The organism is Halobacillus yeomjeoni, from assembly GCF_020171525.1.
Taxonomy (GTDB): domain Bacteria; phylum Bacillota; class Bacilli; order Bacillales; family Halobacillaceae; genus Halobacillus; species Halobacillus yeomjeoni.
Genome location: NZ_JAIVAI010000003.1, coordinates 255462 through 276451, shown reverse-complemented (window position 1 = coordinate 276451; position 20990 = coordinate 255462). Strand labels below are relative to the sequence as shown.

The following is a 20990-nucleotide window of genomic DNA, read 5'->3' as shown; positions in this document are numbered from 1 at the left end:
GGGCGGAGGGAAACGGTGAGACTCCTATGGGACGTGTGGGACAGGTGAGGCCCCGGAAGGCGTAGCCTGAGGAGACTCAGCGCCCGCCCCATGGAAAGCGAACCTTTTCCCGGAGCCCTGCACGCATACAAACATTTTGTAATGAATTCTTTTTTTGATGGATATATCAACACTAAACTTTAACAGAGGCATTCTTTTAAAAGAAATTGAACTCTCTCATTGAAAACGATTACAATGTGTTATAGAATAAAAAACAATTGTTGAAGAAGAACAATTTCAGGTTATTGAACACCTGATTTTTTTAGAACTAAATTGCCAACGTTGGCAAAATGTAATGAGGGGTGAAGAAATGAAAATTGCATTGGCTCACTTTAGAGTAGGCGAAACCGATGGGGTTTCATTGGAAATGGAAAAATGGAAGACGACTTATGAAAGTATGGGGCATGAAGTCGTCATGTTGGCAGGAAGTGAAGGCCAATCAGAAGCTTATGTGATCGAAGAGATGCACTATAAGCATCCGGAAAACTTGAAGTTTGTTGAAAATGCTTATAAAAAAATAAAAGATTATTCATCTGCAGACGCCATGAAAGAAGACATGTTGGATTACGCAAATAGAGTCGAAGAGAAACTTGTCGCTTTCATCCAGGACGAAGAAATCGACCTATTGATTCCAAATAACATTTTATCGCTTGGCTGGAACCTGCCGGCAGGATTGGCATTTACCAATGCGATTGAACGGACAGGGGTAAGGACGATCTGTCATCACCATGATTTTCACTGGGAGAGGGACAAGTATCAGAACCCGACGGCCGATTTCGTAAAAGAGTGGCTTGGACAGTATTTCCCTCCTGTTTCTCCGCGCATCAGCCATGTGGTCATCAACAGCCTGGCTCAAGATGAGTTGAAAAAGCACTATGATATCGATGCGACGGTTGTCCCGAACGTCTTTGATTTTCAACGAGAGCCATGGAGCATAGATGATTATAATGAGGATTTTCGTGAGACGTTCGGCATTAAAAAAGAAGATGTCCTCATTCTGCAGGCGACTAGAATTGCAGAAAGAAAAGCGATTGAATTAGGCATCGACTTTGTCGCCAAATTACAGGATCAACTGCAGGAAGGAACCACCTTATATAATGGTCAGCCTTTCACTGCATCGAGTGAGGTCGTGTATGTACTCGCAGGGCTTGATGAAGCAGAACCGGAATACATTCAAGCTTTAAAACAAAAAGCTGAAGATCTTGGTGTAAAGATGAAATGGATCAATCATTCCATTGACCATTCGAGGTGGCAGAAAGAAGACAGAAAAGTTTATTCCTTATGGGATGCTTATGCTGCCTGTGATTTCATTACCTATCCGAGTATTTTAGAAGGTTGGGGCAATCAGCTGCTTGAAGGAATGTTTGCTAAAAAGCCGCTTCTTGTATATGAATATCCAGTTTTTGAACGTGATATCAAGCAGAGCGGAATCAAGTACCCTTCCCTCGGAGCTGAACATCAAACAACTTCCCAAGGGCTTGTCGAAGTGGATGATGAGGTGATGACTCAGGCAGTACGAAATTCAGTAGAAATCTTGACCAGCCCTGATGTTTATGAGGAAGTGGTCGAAACCAATTTCCGAATCGGGAAAGAATTGTATTCCTATGAAGCCTTACAAACTTATTTATCCAATGTTTTACAAGAAAAATTAAAACAATAATATTCTGAAAAGAACCTTGACACTTCTATTTGAAAACGCTATCATGAAGGCAAGATAAATGCCAACGATGGCAAAAGGAATGTTCTCGAGATGAGCAAAGTAACAATCAAGGATGTTGCTAAAAGATGCAACACTTCCGTGCGCACAGTGTCAAGAGTCGTGAACAAGGACCCGAACGTCAAGAAAGAAACGCGGGAGAAAATCCAAGCCGCGATTGATGAAATGGGATTCCAAGTCAATGCGATTGCACGATCTTTGAAAGCGAAGAAAACGAATCAAATCGTTGCTTTCGTCGATCGTCACCATGGATTATATTGGGGAGCATTTCACAATGAAGTTTTACAAGAGCTCCATAAGCTTGCTAAAGAGAATAACATGAGGATGGTCATCTCCTCTTCTTCAGCAGATAGTTTCGAAGAGGATGAAAACGATGGTTTTTATCTAGTCAAGCACAGCTTATGTGATGGGGCCGTCATGTTCGACACGAAGCCAGGAGATAAACGGGTGGATTACTTGAAAAAGTATAATGTTCCATTCGTCATCGTGGGGAAAGACACAGGGAATTATGACACGCCATTTGTGGATTTGGATAACGAATATGCGGGCTACTTAGGTGCGAAGCATATGTTTGAAAAAGGATATCGCAGCTTCGACTTCCTTCTCGGGGACGGAGCATTCACAGTCAATCATGACCGGGCTGTCGGTTTCCGACGCTTCTGCGAAGAAAAAGGACTGCAGACGAATGAAACCCACTACGATGTGTCCAGTATGGAGAGTGCCTATCACATCACAAAAGAGATCGTGCAGAAGAAGAAGCTTGAAGGGCTGTTCGTTTCAGGAGATGAAAGAACCCTCGGTGTCTATCGGGCATTGAATGAGGAAGGGTACACGATTGGCGAGAACTTTGGCGTCATGAGTATCGATAATGTGAGGATGAGTGAGTACATATATCCACCGCTCACGACCATCGATCAGTCGATCCCCACTTTCATCAAACAGGCCTTTGATATTCTGATGACTCAGATCAAAGACGTAAAGCCTGCTGCAAAACGTATTTTCATTACACCGGAAATCGTAGATAGAGAGTCTCTTTGAAGGGATTCTTTTACTAATTAAATGCCAACGATGGCAATAAATTTCAAAGGGGATGTAAGTGTGAAGCATACGAAGTTGTTTTTAGTCTTGTTGCTCAGTTTGACTGCATTAGTGGCTGGATGTTCTTCTTCTGGTGAAGAAACCTCTGGTAATGATGATTCCAGTGGTGAAACGGACATTAAGATGCAAATCGTCTGGGGTACCGACTCTGGACGTGGAGAAGCAATTCAGACGATCGTCGATGAGTTTGAAAAAGAAAATGAGGATATCAATGTAGAATTGGTTTCAACGACACAGAATAACCAGAAATTATTGACTCAGGTCCTTAGTGGACAGGCTCCGGAAGTTCTTCAGGTTCCATACCGTGAAGTTCGTAACCTCGCTTCTGAAGGCGCATTCATGGATTTGACGGATGAGTTCTCTGATGATGCAGAAAACTTCTATGATGAACTGGTCAACCTTGGTACAGTCAACGATAAGCTTTACGGTTTCCCTTGGTTGGGACACACAATCCAGTTGGTTTATAACAAGACGATGTTCGAAGAGGCTGGAATCGACGGCCCTCCTGAGAACTGGGATGAACTCTATGAAACTGCCAAAAAGCTTACAAAAGATACAGATGGTGACGGAAAAATCGACCAATACGGTCTAGGTCTTGTAGGAAAACAGCACCCGGATGTTGCGTGGCTGACAAACATGTTCGTCAATCAGGCAGGCGGTGAAATTGTTAAAGAGTCAGGCGATGGATACAAAGTTGCGCTGAACTCTCCTGAAGGAAAAGAAGCGTTGAAGTTTTATAAAAAATTAGTCAATGAAGTAGCTCCACCGGATACAGGAAACAAAGATGGCGGCGGCGTCATGGCCGACTTCCGTAACGAAGTGGTCGCTATGGAATTCCAGGGCCCATGGGGAATCACGGATATTTGGAAAAACGGCAATCCATTCGAGGTTGCAGCTGCTCCCGTACCAGCTGGACCAGAAGGACGTGCAGCTGACTTAGGACCATATATGCTGTCTATCCCTGATACCGTTTCAGGTGATAAAGCAGAAGCTTCTAAGAAGCTGATTGAATTCCTAGGTTCCAAGAAAGCACAGGAAATGATCATGCTTGGTGAAAAAGGTGATGATGGCGAATATTATCCATTCCGTGTTCCGATGCGTAAGGATCTAGCTGACTCTGATTACTTCCAGGAGCACCCTGAATTTTTAGTCTTCATCGAAGGGCTGAAGTACCCGAGTATTTCTTCTCCGGTAGAGGCATGGGCACGTGTAGAACAGGAAGTCTACCAATCTCAGCTTAACCAAATGGTGACAGGAGAGAAATCAGTGGAAGAAGCTCTTGAAACCGTCGAAGAAAAAGGGAATAAGATTTTAGATTCTAAATAATAGGCAGTAAGGAGTGAAAGGAGCTAGGGCAGGGTTCTAGCTCCTTCCTTATTTGCCCTTCACCAAAGAAAAGGAAGTGAGCTGGTAACATGAAGCGATTTGATTTGCGTAAAACGGATTGGACTGGCTATGCTTTTTTGGCACCAGCCCTTCTCATCCTTTCCTTATTTGTCATGTATCCGATTGTCTGGGCATTCATTGCCAGTTTCAAAACCATCAATCCGATGGAGATGAGACAAACCGGACTGTTCAATATACCGGGTGAATTCGTAGGCCTGAACCAATATATCGAAGTTTTCAAAAATGACTTATTCATCAAGTCCCTATGGAACACGGCCTATTACGGAATCGTCTATATTCCGATTACTCTAGTCAGTTCAGCTCTATTGGCGATTTTCGTAAACCGTCAGTTGAAAGGGATCAATTTTTTCAGAACGGTCTTATTCATTCCATACATCATTTCCATTGTAAGTGCCAGTTTGATTTTCCTGTTCATTTTCAACAGTGATCAAGGGCTCGTCAACGCGCTGCTTTACAAATTCGGAATTGATGGACCGAACTGGTTTTCCAATTCATTATTAGCGATGCCGGTCATCGCCATCATGAGTGCTTGGAAGAAAATCGGTTATTTCATGCTTATTTACTTAGCTGGATTGCAGAATATCCCTCACAGTCTTTATGAGTCTGCGGATATTGATGGTGCCACTCCGTTCAAGAAGTTCTGGTATATCACATGGCCGTTGCTCGGACGTATTACCCTTGTCGTATCCGTCCTGCTTATGATTGATACGTTGAAAGTCTTCCAGGAAATTTACGTCATGACAGGAGGAGGACCTGGGGATTCAACAACGACGGTTCCATTCCTGATTTATAACGAAGCCTTCCAGTTCTTCCGTATCGGAACCGCATCCGCAATGTCTTACATTTTGTTCTTGATCATCATCGTCATTACGGTGTGGCAGAAACGCGCAGTGGATAAGAAGCTTGGATAAAGGCGAGGAGGATTGTACTTATGAAAACGAAACACCCGATTTTATTGCAAGTATTCATGTGGACGTTAACGGTCATCTTCTTGATGCCGATCTATTGGCTGTTCATCTCCAGTGTGAAGTCGGATAGAGAAATCACTCAATTTCCTCCGACCTTTTGGCCGAAGGAATTCCATTGGGAAAACTTCCCGTTGATTTGGGATCGCTTGGACTTTACACAAACGTTCTGGAACTCGATACTCGTAACGGTTTCCGCAACGATTTTAATTACGATTTTTGCGACTATGGCTGGATATGCCTTATCGAAAAAGCATATTTTCGGTAAAAACGTGTTGTTCATGATTTTGGTCGGAACGATGACGGTGCCACCTCCGGCACTGCTGCTGCCTTTGTATTTCATCATCATCAAGCTCGGCATGTATGATTCATTGATCAGTTTGATCATCCCGTTCGGGGTCACTGTGTTCGGAGTATTCTTCATGAAACAGTATATCGATGATGTTCCTGATGAGTTATTGGAAGCCGCCCGGATCGATGGCTGCGGTGAATTCCGCATATTCTTCCAGGTCGTCCTGCCTGTCATCAAGCCGGCCATTACGACTCTAGTTATCATCGAATTCGTCAATAACTGGAACTCGTTCACGATGCCGCTTGTTTTGCTTCAGTCCGAGGACAAGTTCACCCTCCCTCTGAAGCTTGCGATGCTGTCCAGTGAGTCGGTTGCGATTCCTTGGTCACAAGTCCTTGCTGCGAACTTGCTGACGATTGTTCCAGTCGTCGTCTTGTTCATCGTGTTGCAGCGTTTCTTCATAAAAGGAATTATGGATGGAGCTGTTAAAGGGTAAAGAAAGAAAGACTGTCTCTAAGGAGGCAGTCTTTTTTGTGTCGCGATGATTGTAAAGGGGTATGCTTTTCATAGAGGAGGATGTTACATGAAGAAGTTGCTGCTTACAGGTTTCGAACCTTTTTTGAATTTTTCTATCAACCCTACGATTCCGATCGTAAATGAGATGGATGGGAAGGTGATCGGTAAGTTTACAGTGGTCGGAAAAATACTGCCTGTAGATTTCGAGAGAGCAGGCGGGGACCTTGTCGGGTACATAAAGGAGCTGCAGCCGGATGTGGTGGTTTCTTTAGGTCTTGCTACCGGCCGTCATAAAATGACTCCAGAACGGATTGCAATCAATTGTAACGAAGGAGAGGCGGATAACGAGGGAAGGGTTTTATCAGGGGAGAAGATTCAGCCTGACGGTCCGGATGGGATTTTTTCTACGCTTCCCATCAAGGATACTGTTGAGAAATTAAATGAAGCAGGTTTCCCGGCTGGGATTTCCAATAGTGCCGGTACGTATTTATGCAATCACATCATGTACCAGGGACTCTATCATCTGCAAAGCCAGAGTAAGAAAATTCCATTCGGATTTGTTCATATCCCTGCTTCTCATGGATTAGCAGTGCAACATAAAGAGCTTCCAAGCTGGTCGCAGGATGATTTAACAGAGGCTGTGAAGGTAATGATTGAAAGTTTATAATTAGGAAAACCCTCATCCGTTCGTTGGATGAGGGTTTTGTTTATGCATCATGTTCTACTAAAGAGAAGCCGATATATTCGAGAGCGGACTGAAGACTGTTCACTGTTTTGACATTTAACTGTAAGAGCTGTACGTTGTCAGCCTCGTGTTTAGCAAAATGGGGTGTGATTCCGGTAATGATCGGTTCGACTCCCATGATCTCAAGTGACTTGACCATGTTGATAAGCTCTTGAGGAAAGTTTCCATCCACGACAATCAGTCCTGAGACATCGATGACGAAGTATTCCGTCTCTTGTTCAGTCGTGTAGGTGAGAACATCGCTGGTAATTTTATCTGACCGGTGTTGATCGATGATTCCCTGTACAGAAAGGACTGCAATTCCTTCCGTTATAGGTATGATCGGCACATTCAGTAGTGCCATGTTATACTTTGTCTCATCCAACTCGATCAGGTGAGAGAGTACACCAGCCATGGACTTCAGAAAATCGATATCTTCGCCGTCGAACTCTTTTTCTTCTTCATCCATCACACACAATGTACCAAAAACTTTGCCATGCGTATCGTTCAGTGTGACACCGAGGAATCCTTTGACGTTCAATTGAGAGGTCGCTTCCATCTCTCGTGTCAGTTCATCCGTAGTTAGATCCGTGGTGGTCATGGCGTTGTCTTCATTGGAAATGACATATTGACAATATGTACCACTGTGCTCAACCTCGTATCCTTCAGGGATGATGACTTCATCATCGTTATAGGAACTGAGAATTGTAGTCGACTGATCGCCGCGCTTCGTCACGTAAGCTGTATTGACATTCAACTGTTTACTGATGATTTTGAAAATCTTTTTCGAAACTGTTTTCAACGAATCGAAGTCTGAGAGTTCTAAATTGTATTCACCGGGCAAATATTTGCCTCCTTAAGTGTTTCAAGCGATTTGGTCATTTACGGCCATTAGTCCAGTCTAACATATTCACTTTGGGGTCTGATAAGGGGGCAGAGGAGGATATTGGTGGAAAAGGAAGTATATCAGCGGAATTTTGTATATATGAGCGAAAAATACATTTTATCGGCAAGAAAAGATTTTTATCAGCCAAAATAGAAATATATCGACCACACCTAATAAAAAAGAGTGGGCCGAAGCCCACTCTTCCAATTTATGAAGTTACTGCTTCCTGTTTGCCTGAGTCATCTTTCTTACTACGAGCCATCTGCCATACAGCAATACCTGCAAAGACAGCCAGCCCGATAAGGGAAATGACGATGTTCGGGTAAACAAGCATCAGACCACCGACAATCATGGCGATTCGCTCAAACCAATTGACTTTGGTTATGAAGTAGCCGATCATGGCGGCACTGATACTGGCCATACCGAGCATAGCGGTCGTAAGGGCCAGTGTGACATTCAAGAAGTTTGCATCACCTTGTAGCAGTAGTATCGGGTTCGATACGAATACATAAGGGATGATAAAGGCGGCAATCGCCAGTTTGACGGCGGTGACACCGGCCTTCATCGGATTCGCTTTCGCGATACCTGCTCCTGCATATGCAGCGAGACACACAGGTGGAGTGATATCGGCAACAATACCGAAGTAGAATACGAACATGTGTACAGCGATGACTGGAACGTCAAAGGCAAGCAACGCTGGTGCAGCCATCGTTGCGGTTACAACGTAGTTCGCAGTCGTCGGCAGACCCATACCAAGGATAATACAAGCGATCATTGTAAAGAACATGACAAGGAAGAATTGACCTTGTGCAAGATCGATGATTCCACCTGCAATTTTTGGTCCAAGACCTGTCGTCGTCACAGTTCCCGCAATGATTCCTGCAGTCGCACAGGCTGCGATGACGGGAAGGGCGACACGTGCACCTTCTTCTAGAATCTTAATGATTTCTTTTGGTGACATCCGTGTTTCTTTACGGAAGAAACTGATGACAAACGCTGTTCCGATTGCGAAAAGAGCTGCGTATGTCGGTGTAAATCCTGCTAATAGGAAACCGATGATGATCACCAAAGGAAGGAACAAGTCAAGTCGCTTTACGAGATTACTCGTTTTTGGAAGTTCCTCTTTAGACAATCCGCGGATTCCTTGTTTACGAGCTTCGAAGTGGGTACCTAAGAATACCCCACTGAAATAAAGGACCGCCGGAATAATGGCAATGACGATGATATCGTTATAAGGAATTCCTGTATACGATGCCATGATGAAGGCAGCAGCACCCATGATCGGTGGCATCAATTGTCCACCTGTAGAAGCGGATGCTTCGGATGCAGCGGCAAAGTGAGGCTTGAAGCCTGCATTTTTCATCATCGGAATCGTAAAGGATCCAGAACCTACGGTGTTGGCAACGGAACTACCGCTGACCATTCCTTGCAGTCCACTTGCTGCTACGGCAGCTTTTGCCGTTCCGCCGGTGTACTTACCAGTCAGACGCAGAGCGATGTCATTGAAGAATTGACCAATGTTCGTTTTGACCAAAATGACACCGAAGAAGAGGAATAAGAAAATGTAGGTGGATGAAATTTGAATCGGAATACCGAAGATTGCACTGGAGCTGAAGAACATTTCAGATGCAAGCGTCGGCCAATCATTCCCCGCATGTCCGATGACCGGGATGTAGTTTCCGAAAAGACCATATAAAAGCGCCAAAATCGCAATGATGACGATTGGCAGTCCAACGACACGGCGTGTGGCTTCAAGTAATAGAAGAATACCGGCCGTGGCTACGATCTGGTCCATATAGGTGAAGCCGAAAATGATGGCTTCGTTAATTAAACGGTCGTAATTTTGAATGATGTAAAAGTTCGTATAGAGTGCAGCACCTGCAAATAGAACATCATACCAAGGGATTCCTTTTTTCTTCGTCCATGTAGATTTCATTGGATAAAGGAGATAAACCAAACACAATGCGGCACCTAGGTGGACCGCTCCTTGGATCAATGATACGTATGCGCCGCGATAGGCCGTATATAATTGGAAAATAGTCAAGGCGGACCCTAGGACAAGGATGACCCATCCCCATGTACCTAAGTTCGTTCGAAAGGCACTTTCCTTATCATATTTGGCCATCAATTCCTGCTTGTCGACTTCTGGGTTATCGTGTGTAGTCAAGTGTCTTTCCTCCGTTTCCCACTTGGTAGTCTAAGGCGAAAGAACCGGACAAATGAATATGTCCGGTTCCATCTATCATCGACTATTATTCAAGAATCCCTGCTTCTTTGAAGTACTTCTCAGCACCTGGGTGAAGCGGAAGGTCTTGTGCACCTTTCAATGCACTATCTTTTGTAATCATGTTAGCTTGAGCGATTGTCATTTGATCTGCATTTTCGTAAAGAGATTTTGTAATCTCATATGCAAGGTCTTCACTGATTTGTTCAGTAGAACCGATCAGAAGTGCCATCGCAGTGATGGTTTGAACCGGCTCTTCCTGCCAATCATAAGTTCCCGGCTCCATTGTGTACGCTTCGTACTGGCTGTTTTCAACAACTTTATCAAGAGCTTCTCCTTCGATGTTCAGGAACTTCACGTCTTTCGTAGCTGCGTGCAATTCGTCTGTTGTAGAAGATGGAACACCTACAACCGCGAATGAAGCATCGATTGTACCGTTTTGAAGTTTACTTTTCGCATCGCCGAATCCTTCTTCGAACGCTTTGTAGTCGCCTTCTTTAAGACCGTATGCTTCAAGAACCATTGTTGCAGCTTCACGAGTCGCTCCACCTGGAGGTCCTACCGCTACACGCTTGCCTTTAAGGTCTTCGATTGACTCAATTCCTGTATTTCCAAGAGTTACGACTTGAAGTCCTTCAGGATAAAGGGATCCGATGACACCGACTTTGCTGACATCTTTTCCTTCGAAATCTCCGTTACCTTCAACTGCATTGATCATCGTCGTGTTCTGAGCGATTCCCAATTGGAATTTACCAGCTTGTACTTTAGCGATGTTCTCAACAGAAGCACCAGATTCAACTGAGCTTACGTCAAAGCCTTCTGTTTCAATCGTATCTTTCAAAAGGTTGGACATTTCTCCGCCAAGTGGGTAGTAAACACCGCCGACACTACCTGTACCCATAGTAAGGTTTGTCTTAGCATCTCCACCGGCTGCTTCTCCGCCTTCACCTTCGTCAGCAGATCCGCCACCGTTTCCGCCTTCGCCGCAAGCAGCTAGAAGCATGCTCAATGCAATCAGAGTAATTAAACTGAATAATGAGAATTTCTTCATCTTGTTACCTCCTAATTTTTTATGTAGTTTTGACTGTTTGGCAGGATCGGTTAAAGACCGCCAAATCAATGGATATCGCTTTCATCATTTTTTAGTTTACCGTTTTTTTTGAAAAATTACAAGAATAGAGTGAATTCGGGAAACGCTTTCAAATATCCTTTTAGATTATAATGATTATTGGTAATTTTTCGACAAAAGTTGTACTATGCAAAGTGAAAGGGTTTTTAATGGTTACAAAATTAAACAATTGACTTTTTCAAGTATCTGCATTAAAGAAAAATTTTATTCAAAAATCTTTGCTACTATAAAAAATTACGACGTTTTCATAAGGGGTATATTGAATGAATAAACAGGTTTCATTGAAAACGAAAATCAGTGCACTTGTCATAACGTTGATTGTTTCCATTGTCTTAATTCTTTCCGGAGTCTTTGCCTATTGGGAAAAAAGGGAGACAGAAGAGAAAATGGGTCAGCTGGCTCTTCAGGCAGCGACAACCATTTCTTTTATGCCGGCCATTCAAAAAGCCTTCGATCGGGAAGATCCTTCTGAAGTGATTCAGCCGATTGCACTGAGTGTTCAAAAACAAGTCGGCGCGGAGTTCGTAGTGGTAGGAAATGAACAAAGCGTACGCTATGCCCATCCCGACGCGTGGAAAATCGGAAAAAGGATGGTGGGAGGAGATAACGATCGTGCATTGAAAAACGGGGAGTATTATATATCCAAAGCAGAAGGGACTCTCGGTCCATCACTACGGGGAAAAGCTCCGATCATAGATGAGAATGGAGAAATCATCGGTATCGTTTCTGTAGGATTTTTAATTGAAGATATCAATTCAGCCATTTGGTCGAAGCTGATGGATATTGCAGGTATCTCAGTCGGGACACTTCTATTGGGGATGATGGGAAGTTTTGCACTTGCGAAAAGTATCCGCAAAGACACGATGGGACTGGAACCGTTTCAAATCTCATCTTTATATAGGGATAGGGAAGCTATCCTATCTTCTATTAAGGAAGGAATCATCTCCATTGATGAGGACGGGCACGTATCCATGATCAATCAGTCAGCAATGAAACTGCTCGACATTGATGAGGACACGACTCAAAAACCTATAAAAGAGGTCTTTCCGAATACCGAGCTCATGCGTGTGTTAGAAACAGGAGCACCGGAAATGGACCAGGAAATGCGATTGAAAGACAGGGTCGTCATCGTCAACCGCACACCGATCATGGCGGAAGGGCGTGTAGTTGGAGTCGTAGCAAGCTTCCGGGATAAAACCGAAGTCAGGGAAATGGTCAATGCTCTTTCAGAGGTGAAAAGATATTCTGAAGACTTGAGGGCTCAAACACACGAGTATACGAATAAAATGCATGTGCTGCTTGGATTGTTGCAGCTGCAAAACTATGAAGAAGCCTGCAGTTTGATTGAAAGTGAATTCGTAATGACCCAGTCACAGAACCGAATTCTATTCGATCAAATCGAAGATGATACAGTTCAGGCCATTTTGCTTGGAAAACTGAGTAAAGCTTCTGAAAAGAAGGTGGAGTTTTCCATCGATGATGAATCATCGATTCAGAGTATACCTGCGCATATCAATCGGTCCAAGCTGGTGACTATCTTGGGAAATGTCATTGATAATGCTTTCGAAGCGCCCAAGAATCAGGTTGATAAACAGGTAACTTTCTTTGCGACGGATGTTGGGAATGAGCTTGTTTTCGAGGTGAAGGACAATGGTCCGGGAATATCGGAGAAAATGATACCTTATTTATTCGTTCGTGGTTTTTCAACTAAAGAAGGAGAGCACAGAGGATTCGGACTTGCCAATGTCAATGAAATTGTAGAGGAGTTGGGAGGAACCATTGAATTGTCCGGATCAGAGAATGAAGGTACGATATTTTCTATTTTTATACCGAAAGAAAAAGGAGAGGTTTCATGATCACCGTTGCTATAGCCGAGGATGATTTCAGAGTAGCGCAGCTTCACGAAAAGTTCCTGGCAGAAGTGGAGGAAGTAGAAGTGGTTGGAAAAGCGTTGAATGCAGAAGAAACTTTAAATATGGTGAAGGCGCACAATCCTGATCTACTCTTATTGGATGTGTATATGCCTGACCGCCTAGGAACGGAGCTTTTACATACATTGAGGGAACAGGCTCCTTCACTCGATATCATGATGATCACTGCGGCCAATGATAAAACCATGATTGAAAAATCTATGAAGTATGGAATCATCGACTACATCATCAAGCCTGTTTCCATGGATCGGTTCAGAAAAACCTTGGAAGCTTATAAGGAAAAGAAACGGATGATCGAGTCAGCTTCAACGTTCGACCAGACGATGGTGGATCAGTTGATCGGAAATACGAAATCGACACACGCTTCGAATTGGGCAGATGTCCCTAAAGGTATCGATCCTCTGACACTGGATAAAATGAGGGAAATGTTGAATTTGGAAGCCTCCGGGGTGACAGCCGAACAGGCGAGTGAAAAAATGGGCGTTTCCAAAACGACAGCAAGAAGATATTTGGAATATCTCGTTTCATTAAATGAAGGAAAAGCAGAAATGCGCTATGGAAAAGTAGGAAGACCGGAAAGGAAATATATGATGAAATGACAACCTCAGCAAAGAGGTTGTTTTTTTGTGAATTTTATTTGGTTTATTCATTTAATGTTGTTTAAACGGGTTATTTTGAAAACGGTTACATAAGGCGGTTTCCCTTTTATGATGTATGTACAACTAATTGAAAAGGGGAGAATCATATGAAGAAGCTTTGGGGTCTTGCCATTTTATCTTTACTTGTATTTACGGTCGCTTGTGGGGAACAAAGTTCCGGTACCACGGAAAGTGACGGAGAGTGGAAACCGGACGGAAATATTGAAATCGTCGCACCAGGTGGCGCTGGTGGTGGCTGGGATACGACCGCCCGTAGTGTAGGAAAAGTATTGGAAGATCAGGAGATTGTAGAAAATGATGTTGCTGTCGTAAACAAACCTGGCGGTGGCGGAGCGGTCGGCTGGTCGTATATCAATAGTACGAACAGTCCTGAGAATATCTTCGTCTCTTCTCCTCCACTGATTTTTGTTCCATTGAATGGTCAGTCGGATTTGTCTTATGAAGATTTTACACCTCTATCCAACATGATTGCCGATTACGGTGCATTTGCAGTTGCGGATGATGCGAAATGGAACAACTTGAATGAACTGTTTGAAGATATGAAAGCAGACCCATCGAGTGTGACTGTAGTGGGCGCATCTTCTCCTGGTTCCATGGACCATATGCAGTTCGTCAAAGTTGCTAAAGCAGCGGGTGTCGATATTCAGAAGATCAAATATGTTTCTGCACAGGACGGTGGTGCATTGACACAAATTTTGAATGGTAGTGCAGATGTGTATTCCACTGGTGTCGCTGAAACCATTGAACAAGTGAAAGCCGGGAAAATCAAAGTATTGGGTGTCACGTCTGAGGAACGTTTAGAAGGAGAAGTCCTGTCCACATTTGAAACAGCGAAAGAACAAGGAATTGATACGACGTTCGTCAACTGGAGAGGTTTCTTCGGACCGAAAGATATGTCGCCTGAAGCCGTGGCTTATTACGAAGAAAAGTTCAAAGAAGTGAGTGAATCTCATGCATTCGCCGATATCCGTAGTAAGTATGGATGGGATGAAATGTACATGGATAGTGAAGCGTACAAAGAATTCCTGAAAGAACAGACAGAAGAACTAGGCAGCCTGCTTGAGGAATTAGGACTTGGCAAATAAACGTTGGAAATGATCGGGAAGGTCTGACGATGGTCAGGCCTTTTCGTTTAAAAAACTCTCGTCTCGAAAGTAGGTGAATGGGATGTTGAAAACGATGAACCGAAAAATCAGTGTGGTGCTAATCTTATTCAGTGCCGGTTATCTTTATTTAAGTTATAACTTGAAGGAGTATCCATACGTACCCGTAGATTCTGACCTTGTTCCGAAAGCATTGGGATTTGTATTGATTGGGCTTGCTGTCCTCTTGTTTTTCGATAAATCTTCAGAAGAAGAAGGAGAGAAGAAAAAGCGGACTGTCCCGAAAAAGGAAATAGGTGTCATGGCTGCTGTCGGCGGAATGATTTTTATTTATATCCTATTATTCGAGGTAATCGGATTTTTACTTGCGACAGCTTTATTCATCTTCTTTTGTTCATGGTTTTTAGGTTATGACAAATGGGTGAGCAATGTATTGGTCTCGCTCATATTTCCTTCAGCTCTCTATTATTTGTTCAATTACTTGCTACAGATCCGCCTGCCGCAGGGGATCTTACCATTTTAAAAGGTGTTGATGAAACATGGGTGCTTTAGATGGCTTGATGCAGGGGTTTCAGGTCGCATTCAGTTGGGAAGGAATTTTGTTTGTATTAATAGGTGTCGTTACAGGCACGTTGATTGGTATGATGCCGGGACTTGGGCCGATCAGTGCGATTGCTATCATGATTCCGGTGACCTATGGAATGAATCCATCCAGTGCGCTGGTCATGATGGCAGGTGTCTACTACGGAGCTGTATTCGGTGGGTCGACGTCATCGATTTTATTGAATGCCCCGGGAATATCCGGTACGGTCGCGACGTCATTCGACGGCTATCCGATGGCCCAGAGGGGAGAGGCAGGAAAAGCGCTGGCCGTCGCGGCCATCTCTTCTTTTATCGGAGGAACAGTTTCAGTTGTATTATTGATGTTATTTGCGCCGGCGCTCGCGAGTGTAGCGATTTCCTTTGGACCTCCGGAGTATTTTGCTCTGATGTTCCTGGGATTGACGGCGATTTCAAGTCTCTCTGATGGTTCTACTGTAAAAGCGTTGATTTCAGCGACCCTCGGATTCATGGCTGCGACGATCGGAATTGATGCTCAAACGGGGACGAACCGTTTTACATTCGGGAATCCGAATTTGATGGAAGGCATCGATTTTCTAGTGATTGCGCTCGGACTTTTCGCTTTGGCGGAAGTGTGTTTTTTGATTTTGAACCGGAAGGACAAATCACTGAGCAAGCAGAGTGATATCGGAAATTTGAAACTCAGTCGTGACGATTTCAAGGAAATGAAAGGTCCTATGACGCGTCAATCGTTTTTAGGATTTCTATTAGGCGTCCTTCCTGGTGCAGGTGCGACCATCGCGTCCTTCATCGGATATATTACGGAAAAAAGAATTACGAAAAAGCCTGAGGAATTCGGGAAAGGATCGATCAAAGGCCTTTCCGCTCCGGAAACGGCAAATAACGCAGCGACGAGTGGTGCGTTCGTTCCCTTGTTGAGTCTTGGTATCCCAGGTTCAGGGACGACCGCTGTCATGCTTGGAGCGTTTCTTGTCATGGGAATCCAGCCAGGGCCTTTGCTGGTACAGGATCGCCCGGACGTTTTCTGGGGAATCATTGCCAGTATGTATATCGGAAACGTCTTCTTATTAATTTTGAACCTGCCGTTGATTCCATATATCGCGAAGATCTTGAAAATTTCACGCCCATTGCTGATTTCACTGGTCATCATTTTCAGCTTGATCGGCGTGTATTCGATTAGCTTCAGTACATTTGATTTGTACTTGCTGCTTGCTTTCGGCTTACTGGGCTATTTGATGAGGCTCTTTTCATTTCCGGCCGCGCCGTTCATTCTCGCATTCATCTTAGGTGGCATGATGGAACAGGCCCTTCGTCAAGCACTGACGGCTTCAGGAGGCAGCCTGCTGGTACTCGTCGAAGACCCGATTTCGGTCGGACTGCTTGCTGTAAGTTTTCTATCGTTTATCGTCCCGTTCATTCGTAAGAAAAGGGAAGACAACAAACAGAATCAAGACGCAGCGTGAATCAATCCTCTCTGTCCTTTGGATGGAGGGGGTTTTTTCTGTGCAATGCTCCTCCTATGATTCACTTTAATAGATGGCTCTGTTAAAGACTGTTGTTGATATTTTAATTGATATCTAAATCGTCGACACGTCTGGGAACGTTCTTTAACCAGAGTATGGGAGGGAAGGGAAAACAGTCCGCTTTCCGCGGGGAACGCTGAGCCTCCTCGAACTTTTCGTTCTCCGGGGTCTCACCATGTTCCTTATTCCCGCAGGAGTCTCCCTGTTTTCCCTTCCCTCCCATTCATAGCTAGTGTAATGGGTCTCCATTTATAAAGGTATATGGCCTTTCCGTTCCACCTATTTTGAAGAGGTGGACTTTTAGAATGGCGAGACTCCTGTGGGATGAAGGTACATCGTGAGACCCCGGAAGGCGTCAGCCTGAGGAGACTCACGGTACCCCACGGAAAGCGAGTCATTCTAAAAGTCCGCCTCATACAAATTCAAGGACGGATTGAGCTGATACAAGCTCACATGAGAAATAACAACACTAAGCAAAAACAGAGGCTAATAAATAGTATATTGTAAAAAGATTCATAACTTTATATAATGAAGAGAAGTGTTGAACTAGAAAATTTTGGAGTGGATGATGAATGAGTCGTGCTTTAAGAAAGAAGAAAAAGAGCTGGTGGTGGAAACTCCCTCTTTTATTAGTCGCTTTGGTCGTTGGAGCCGGTGCTGTTTATACGTATACCATTTATAGTGGGGCAAAAGAGACGGTCGATGCGAGAATGCATAAAGAAGTGGCTTCGATCGATCATGTCGTAACGAAGAAAAAGCTGAAAAATAAAGAACCATTGAACATACTTTTATTAGGCGTCGATGAAAGGCAGAATGACCGCGGACGTTCCGATGCCTTGATGGTGCTTTCCCTTGACCCGGATAACGATCGGAGTCAATTGGTCAGTATCCCGCGTGATACGCGTACGGAAATGGTCGGCGATTCGTCCCAGGCTGGAAAACTGGACAAGATCAACCATGCTTATGCATTCGGTGGAGCAGATATGGCGATCAGTACGGTTGAGAACTTTTTGGATATCGAACTGGACTACTATGTGAAAGTGAACATGGAAGGACTGGCTGATCTTGTTGATGCTGTGGGCGGCATTACGATTGATAATCCGATTTCATGGACAGAGGGGAACGGCGAAACGTTTGCAAAAGGCTCTTTGACTATGGATGGGGATAAAGCTCTCCGTTACGTGAGGATGAGATATCAGGACCCTAAAGGGGATTTAGGCCGTAACGAAAGACAGAGACTGGTCATTAAAGGAGTCATCGATTCCGGAGCTCAAGTCGGAGCGGTGAATAAAATCGGTGATGTCATGGATGCTCTGGGTCATAACGTAACGACGAACATGGATTTCGGCACTATGAAAGATTTGGTATTGAATTATCGTACTGCTCAGAAAAACATGACGACGTATCAAATGACAGGGAGCGGCACGAAGATCGGCGGAATTTACTATCTGCAGGTGTCGGATTCCGAGATTCATAATGTTCAACAGATGATCAAAGAATATAATTCATAGGATGGACTGCCTCTTCGCAGGCAGTTTTTTTGTTGGATTTTTTTAACCTCTATTCTGAAGTGCTTGACCTTCAAGGTACTCTACTTCCTTATGAATTATATACTTAATATTTTCAGCTGAAGACATCGTTATAAGGCAGTTGTAGGATTTTTTGTGACAGATGGAGAAGAATTCGGTATAATCGTTTGATGGACATCTAGAGAGGAGAATCAACATGGCGAAAATTGGACGCAACGAGCCTTGCCCGTGTGGAAGCGGGAAAAAGTATAAACAATGTTGTAGAAATAAAAAGGTAGTCGAACTGCCGAAAAAAATTGTGAAAGAGGAACTGAACCAGCACTATATGCAGTTCCAGGAATACGTAAGAAAACATTATCCTTACCTTCTTCCAGCGCATGCGCCGCGTACGGATGAAGAAAATATAGAACAGCACCTTTTCTTGATTTATAAAGGGATTGTTGAACCGTTGGAGGAAGGCGGAACAATTGTTGATCCGTTCATTGAAAAGCTTGAGAAAACGGTAACCCGACCAGCAACACTAGAATCTCTTCAGCAGTGGAGACAACCTGTAGTAAGTATGTTTGAGTTGAAGGAAGAAGGTTCAGAGAATATCACAGTAGAGGACTTATTTGACGGCGAAGTTTATGAAGTCACTCGTGACAGCATTCCTGTCGACCATATTCCAGACTCTCCTTATTACTTGGGAATTCTGATGAAGTGGGGAGACGTCTATCAATCCATGCCGCTTGCTGTTCCAGATGTAAAAGCATCTTATGACCAGTTCATGGAAGCATTCGAACAGGAATACAAAGAAGCAGAAACTTCTTTGAGCAAGCACGAATATTTCGTTCAGACATTCCTGGAGCAAATGAAAACATGGCTCTACCGCGAACACTTCAACGAATTTGAACAAGTGGAAGAAGTGTGGGAAGGCCGTCCTCAGGAAGTGGAAGTTCTCAATCAGTTGAAGGAAAACGTAGATGAAGAGGTACAGCAGGAAAATGCCTTCACCTCCCTGAAAAATCTATGGATCACGTACTGTGAGGAGAAACGTCCGACAATCCGAAAAGCTGGGGTGTTCGCCGCAGCGTTGGATTATCTAATGATGGCAACGCCTTATTTTGAATTCAATAAAGATGTAACGAAAAAAGAAATTGCTGAAAAATACGGTGTAAGTCCGAACAGTATCACGAAACGAACGAAAGAGTTCGATGAATATATCGGAGAACTGACTGCACGCAATCAACAGCAAGCATAATGAGAGCTCTGCCTTAATGGCAGAGCTTTTTTTGTGGGGCGGGTGGCTTTTTATCAGCGGAAAGGTGGAGGTTATCGGCGGAAATTTGATTTTATCAACCAAATTCGACTGTTTATCAACCAAACTCCACTATTTATCAGCGAATAAACAAATTTATCGACCAAACTCTCTTGATGGCTAGGCGGATAGTTCCATTCTTCTCCACCATATGATGAAATTCATACTATTTTTCCCAAAGTTGGTTTTTGTTTCCTGGAGTTGGGAAGTAAGGATAAAAAGCGTGAATTTCCAAAAGGATGGTAAGTGTGTCTGTAAAGAACCGAGAAACGAATGAATCCATCATCGACAAAGTTGAGGGAGGTGTGAAGGAGTCCGCACGCTTCATTCGAGAAAAGGCACCGACAGTTTCTAAAATCATTAAAAAGTCGGACGACCCTGAGGAAGCGAAAGAACGAACCCAGGAAGAAGCGGCTGAAATGATGAAGGATCAATTCCAGTCCCATTTGCAGAAAAAGGCGGAGAGGAATGCAGAAAAGGTACATTCGAAAGCTGAAGAGGCGAAAGAATCTGTGCAGGAAAATCTGCTTCAGCTGCGAGAAAGAATGGCTGCCTTAAAAGATTCCGGGCAGGAACTTCAAAAGAGAATGCGTCAGAGCAGCTCGGACAGAAGAGTCAAAGGTGTGCAGGACATTAAAGGGATCAGCCATGTGAAAAGTGCCACCCAGATAAAGGGACCGAACGAAGTCAAAGGATTGTCGGATATCAAAACCTATCATTCTTAAAAACTCGAAAGGAGAATGGCATTGGCTATACAAAAATCAAATGATAGCTCCAGCCTTGCAGAAGTCGTTGATAGAATTTTGGATAAAGGAATCGTCATTGATGCGTTTGCGCGGGTATCTGTGGTAGGGATTGAACTGATCACGGTAGAAGCTCGCGTCGTGGTGGCTAGTGTAGACACGTGGCTTCGATACGCGGAAGCGGTCGGGCTGCTTCGAGATGAAGTAGAAGAAGAAGGTTTAGGAGGACGTTTAGGTGAAGGCGGCTCTTCTTCCTACCAATCATCTAATCAACAAAGCGGATTCAGTATATAAGAGGAGTGAGAGTTGGCGGCGGACGTCAACTCTCACAGTCTATGAGAAAGGTGTTTCTTGTTTATGAAAATACTTGATACGGTGACTACATTTTTTCAAGATAACATAGCTCCGCCTCACAAAATCATTTCGGCAAAAAAGAACGAGGAAGGGTGGAGAGTACTGGTAGAGGTCATAGAAGAAAAAGATTATATGCGTAAATACGCCAGAGACCAGATGATCGGCCTTTATGAAGTGTTCCTTGACGATGACCATGAAGTGACCGGGTTCTCAAGGGTGAGTTTAAGATACCGCAGTGAAATAGAAGAAACGGTTGAGCAATAAGGGGGACG

19 protein-coding genes are annotated in these 20990 nt (G+C 43.9%); 16 read left to right on the top strand and 3 right to left on the bottom strand.

Going from position 1 to position 20990, the window contains the following annotated elements; all coding sequences use genetic code 11:
* The first annotated feature begins 349 nt into the window (after positions 1-349).
* The 6 genes from LCL89_RS11885 to LCL89_RS11860 all read left to right on the top strand — a co-directional run bounded on the left by LCL89_RS11885 (position 350) and on the right by LCL89_RS11860 (position 6701).
* Positions 350-1699, top strand: a complete 1350-nt coding sequence (locus LCL89_RS11885) for a glycosyltransferase family 4 protein (protein ID WP_224810272.1) — start codon at positions 350-352, stop codon at positions 1697-1699.
* A gap of 90 nt (positions 1700-1789) precedes the next feature.
* Positions 1790-2794: a LacI family DNA-binding transcriptional regulator gene (locus LCL89_RS11880; RefSeq protein ID WP_224810271.1), complete on the top strand. Its 1005-nt coding sequence runs from the start codon at positions 1790-1792 to the stop codon at positions 2792-2794.
* Between the two features lie 30 nt (positions 2795-2824).
* A complete protein-coding gene (locus LCL89_RS11875) occupies positions 2825-4180 on the top strand; it encodes an ABC transporter substrate-binding protein (protein WP_224810270.1) in 1356 nt (451 codons plus the stop codon).
* A gap of 89 nt (positions 4181-4269) precedes the next feature.
* The gene (locus LCL89_RS11870; RefSeq protein ID WP_197317427.1) at positions 4270-5172 is read left to right on the top strand and encodes a carbohydrate ABC transporter permease; all 903 of its coding nucleotides are present in this window, start codon (positions 4270-4272) and stop codon (positions 5170-5172) included.
* A 20-nt stretch (positions 5173-5192) separates the two neighbouring features.
* Entirely contained in the window at positions 5193-6014 is an 822-nt protein-coding gene (locus LCL89_RS11865) for a carbohydrate ABC transporter permease (RefSeq protein ID WP_224810269.1), read from the top strand.
* An 87-nt stretch (positions 6015-6101) separates the two neighbouring features.
* A complete protein-coding gene (locus LCL89_RS11860; RefSeq protein ID WP_224810268.1) occupies positions 6102-6701 on the top strand; it encodes a pyroglutamyl-peptidase I in 600 nt (199 codons plus the stop codon).
* 40 nt (positions 6702-6741) lie between these two features.
* Here LCL89_RS11860 and LCL89_RS11855 read toward each other — a convergent pair whose 3' ends face one another.
* From LCL89_RS11855 to LCL89_RS11845, 3 genes are all read right to left on the bottom strand, one after another.
* On the bottom strand, positions 6742-7602 hold the full coding sequence (locus LCL89_RS11855) for an STAS domain-containing protein (protein ID WP_224810267.1): 861 nt from the start codon (positions 7600-7602) through the stop codon (positions 6742-6744).
* A 250-nt stretch (positions 7603-7852) separates the two neighbouring features.
* Positions 7853-9769: a TRAP transporter permease gene (locus tag LCL89_RS11850; protein ID WP_197317723.1), complete on the bottom strand. Its 1917-nt coding sequence runs from the start codon at positions 9767-9769 to the stop codon at positions 7853-7855.
* Positions 9770-9896: 127 nt separating this feature from the next.
* Entirely contained in the window at positions 9897-10919 is a 1023-nt protein-coding gene (locus LCL89_RS11845; protein WP_224810266.1) for a TAXI family TRAP transporter solute-binding subunit, read from the bottom strand.
* Between the two features lie 341 nt (positions 10920-11260).
* Here LCL89_RS11845 and LCL89_RS11840 point away from each other — a divergent pair, with 341 nt between their 5' ends.
* The 10 genes from LCL89_RS11840 (at position 11261) to gvpO (ending at position 20982) form a co-directional block, all read left to right on the top strand.
* On the top strand, positions 11261-12853 hold the full coding sequence (locus LCL89_RS11840) for an ATP-binding protein (protein ID WP_224810265.1): 1593 nt from the start codon (positions 11261-11263) through the stop codon (positions 12851-12853).
* The gene (locus tag LCL89_RS11835) at positions 12850-13527 is read left to right on the top strand and encodes a response regulator (protein WP_224810264.1); all 678 of its coding nucleotides are present in this window, start codon (positions 12850-12852) and stop codon (positions 13525-13527) included. Before LCL89_RS11840 ends, LCL89_RS11835 begins: the two co-directional genes overlap by 4 nt.
* A gap of 146 nt (positions 13528-13673) precedes the next feature.
* A complete protein-coding gene (locus LCL89_RS11830; protein ID WP_224810263.1) occupies positions 13674-14672 on the top strand; it encodes a tripartite tricarboxylate transporter substrate binding protein in 999 nt (332 codons plus the stop codon).
* A gap of 82 nt (positions 14673-14754) precedes the next feature.
* On the top strand, positions 14755-15213 hold the full coding sequence (locus tag LCL89_RS11825) for a tripartite tricarboxylate transporter TctB family protein (protein ID WP_197317435.1): 459 nt from the start codon (positions 14755-14757) through the stop codon (positions 15211-15213).
* Between the two features lie 16 nt (positions 15214-15229).
* Entirely contained in the window at positions 15230-16735 is a 1506-nt protein-coding gene (locus tag LCL89_RS11820) for a tripartite tricarboxylate transporter permease (protein ID WP_224810262.1), read from the top strand.
* Between the two features lie 632 nt (positions 16736-17367).
* Entirely contained in the window at positions 17368-18306 is a 939-nt protein-coding gene (locus LCL89_RS11815) for an LCP family glycopolymer transferase (protein WP_224810261.1), read from the top strand.
* A 214-nt stretch (positions 18307-18520) separates the two neighbouring features.
* The gene (locus tag LCL89_RS11810) at positions 18521-19564 is read left to right on the top strand and encodes an SEC-C metal-binding domain-containing protein (RefSeq protein WP_224810260.1); all 1044 of its coding nucleotides are present in this window, start codon (positions 18521-18523) and stop codon (positions 19562-19564) included.
* A 305-nt stretch (positions 19565-19869) separates the two neighbouring features.
* Positions 19870-20346: a hypothetical protein gene (locus LCL89_RS11805; RefSeq protein ID WP_224810259.1), complete on the top strand. Its 477-nt coding sequence runs from the start codon at positions 19870-19872 to the stop codon at positions 20344-20346.
* A 21-nt stretch (positions 20347-20367) separates the two neighbouring features.
* The gene (gene gvpJ / locus LCL89_RS11800) at positions 20368-20658 is read left to right on the top strand and encodes a gas vesicle protein GvpJ (RefSeq protein WP_197317440.1); all 291 of its coding nucleotides are present in this window, start codon (positions 20368-20370) and stop codon (positions 20656-20658) included.
* A gap of 63 nt (positions 20659-20721) precedes the next feature.
* Positions 20722-20982, top strand: a complete 261-nt coding sequence (gvpO, locus tag LCL89_RS11795) for a gas vesicle protein GvpO (RefSeq protein WP_197317441.1) — start codon at positions 20722-20724, stop codon at positions 20980-20982.
* The last annotated feature ends 8 nt before the right edge of the window (positions 20983-20990 follow it).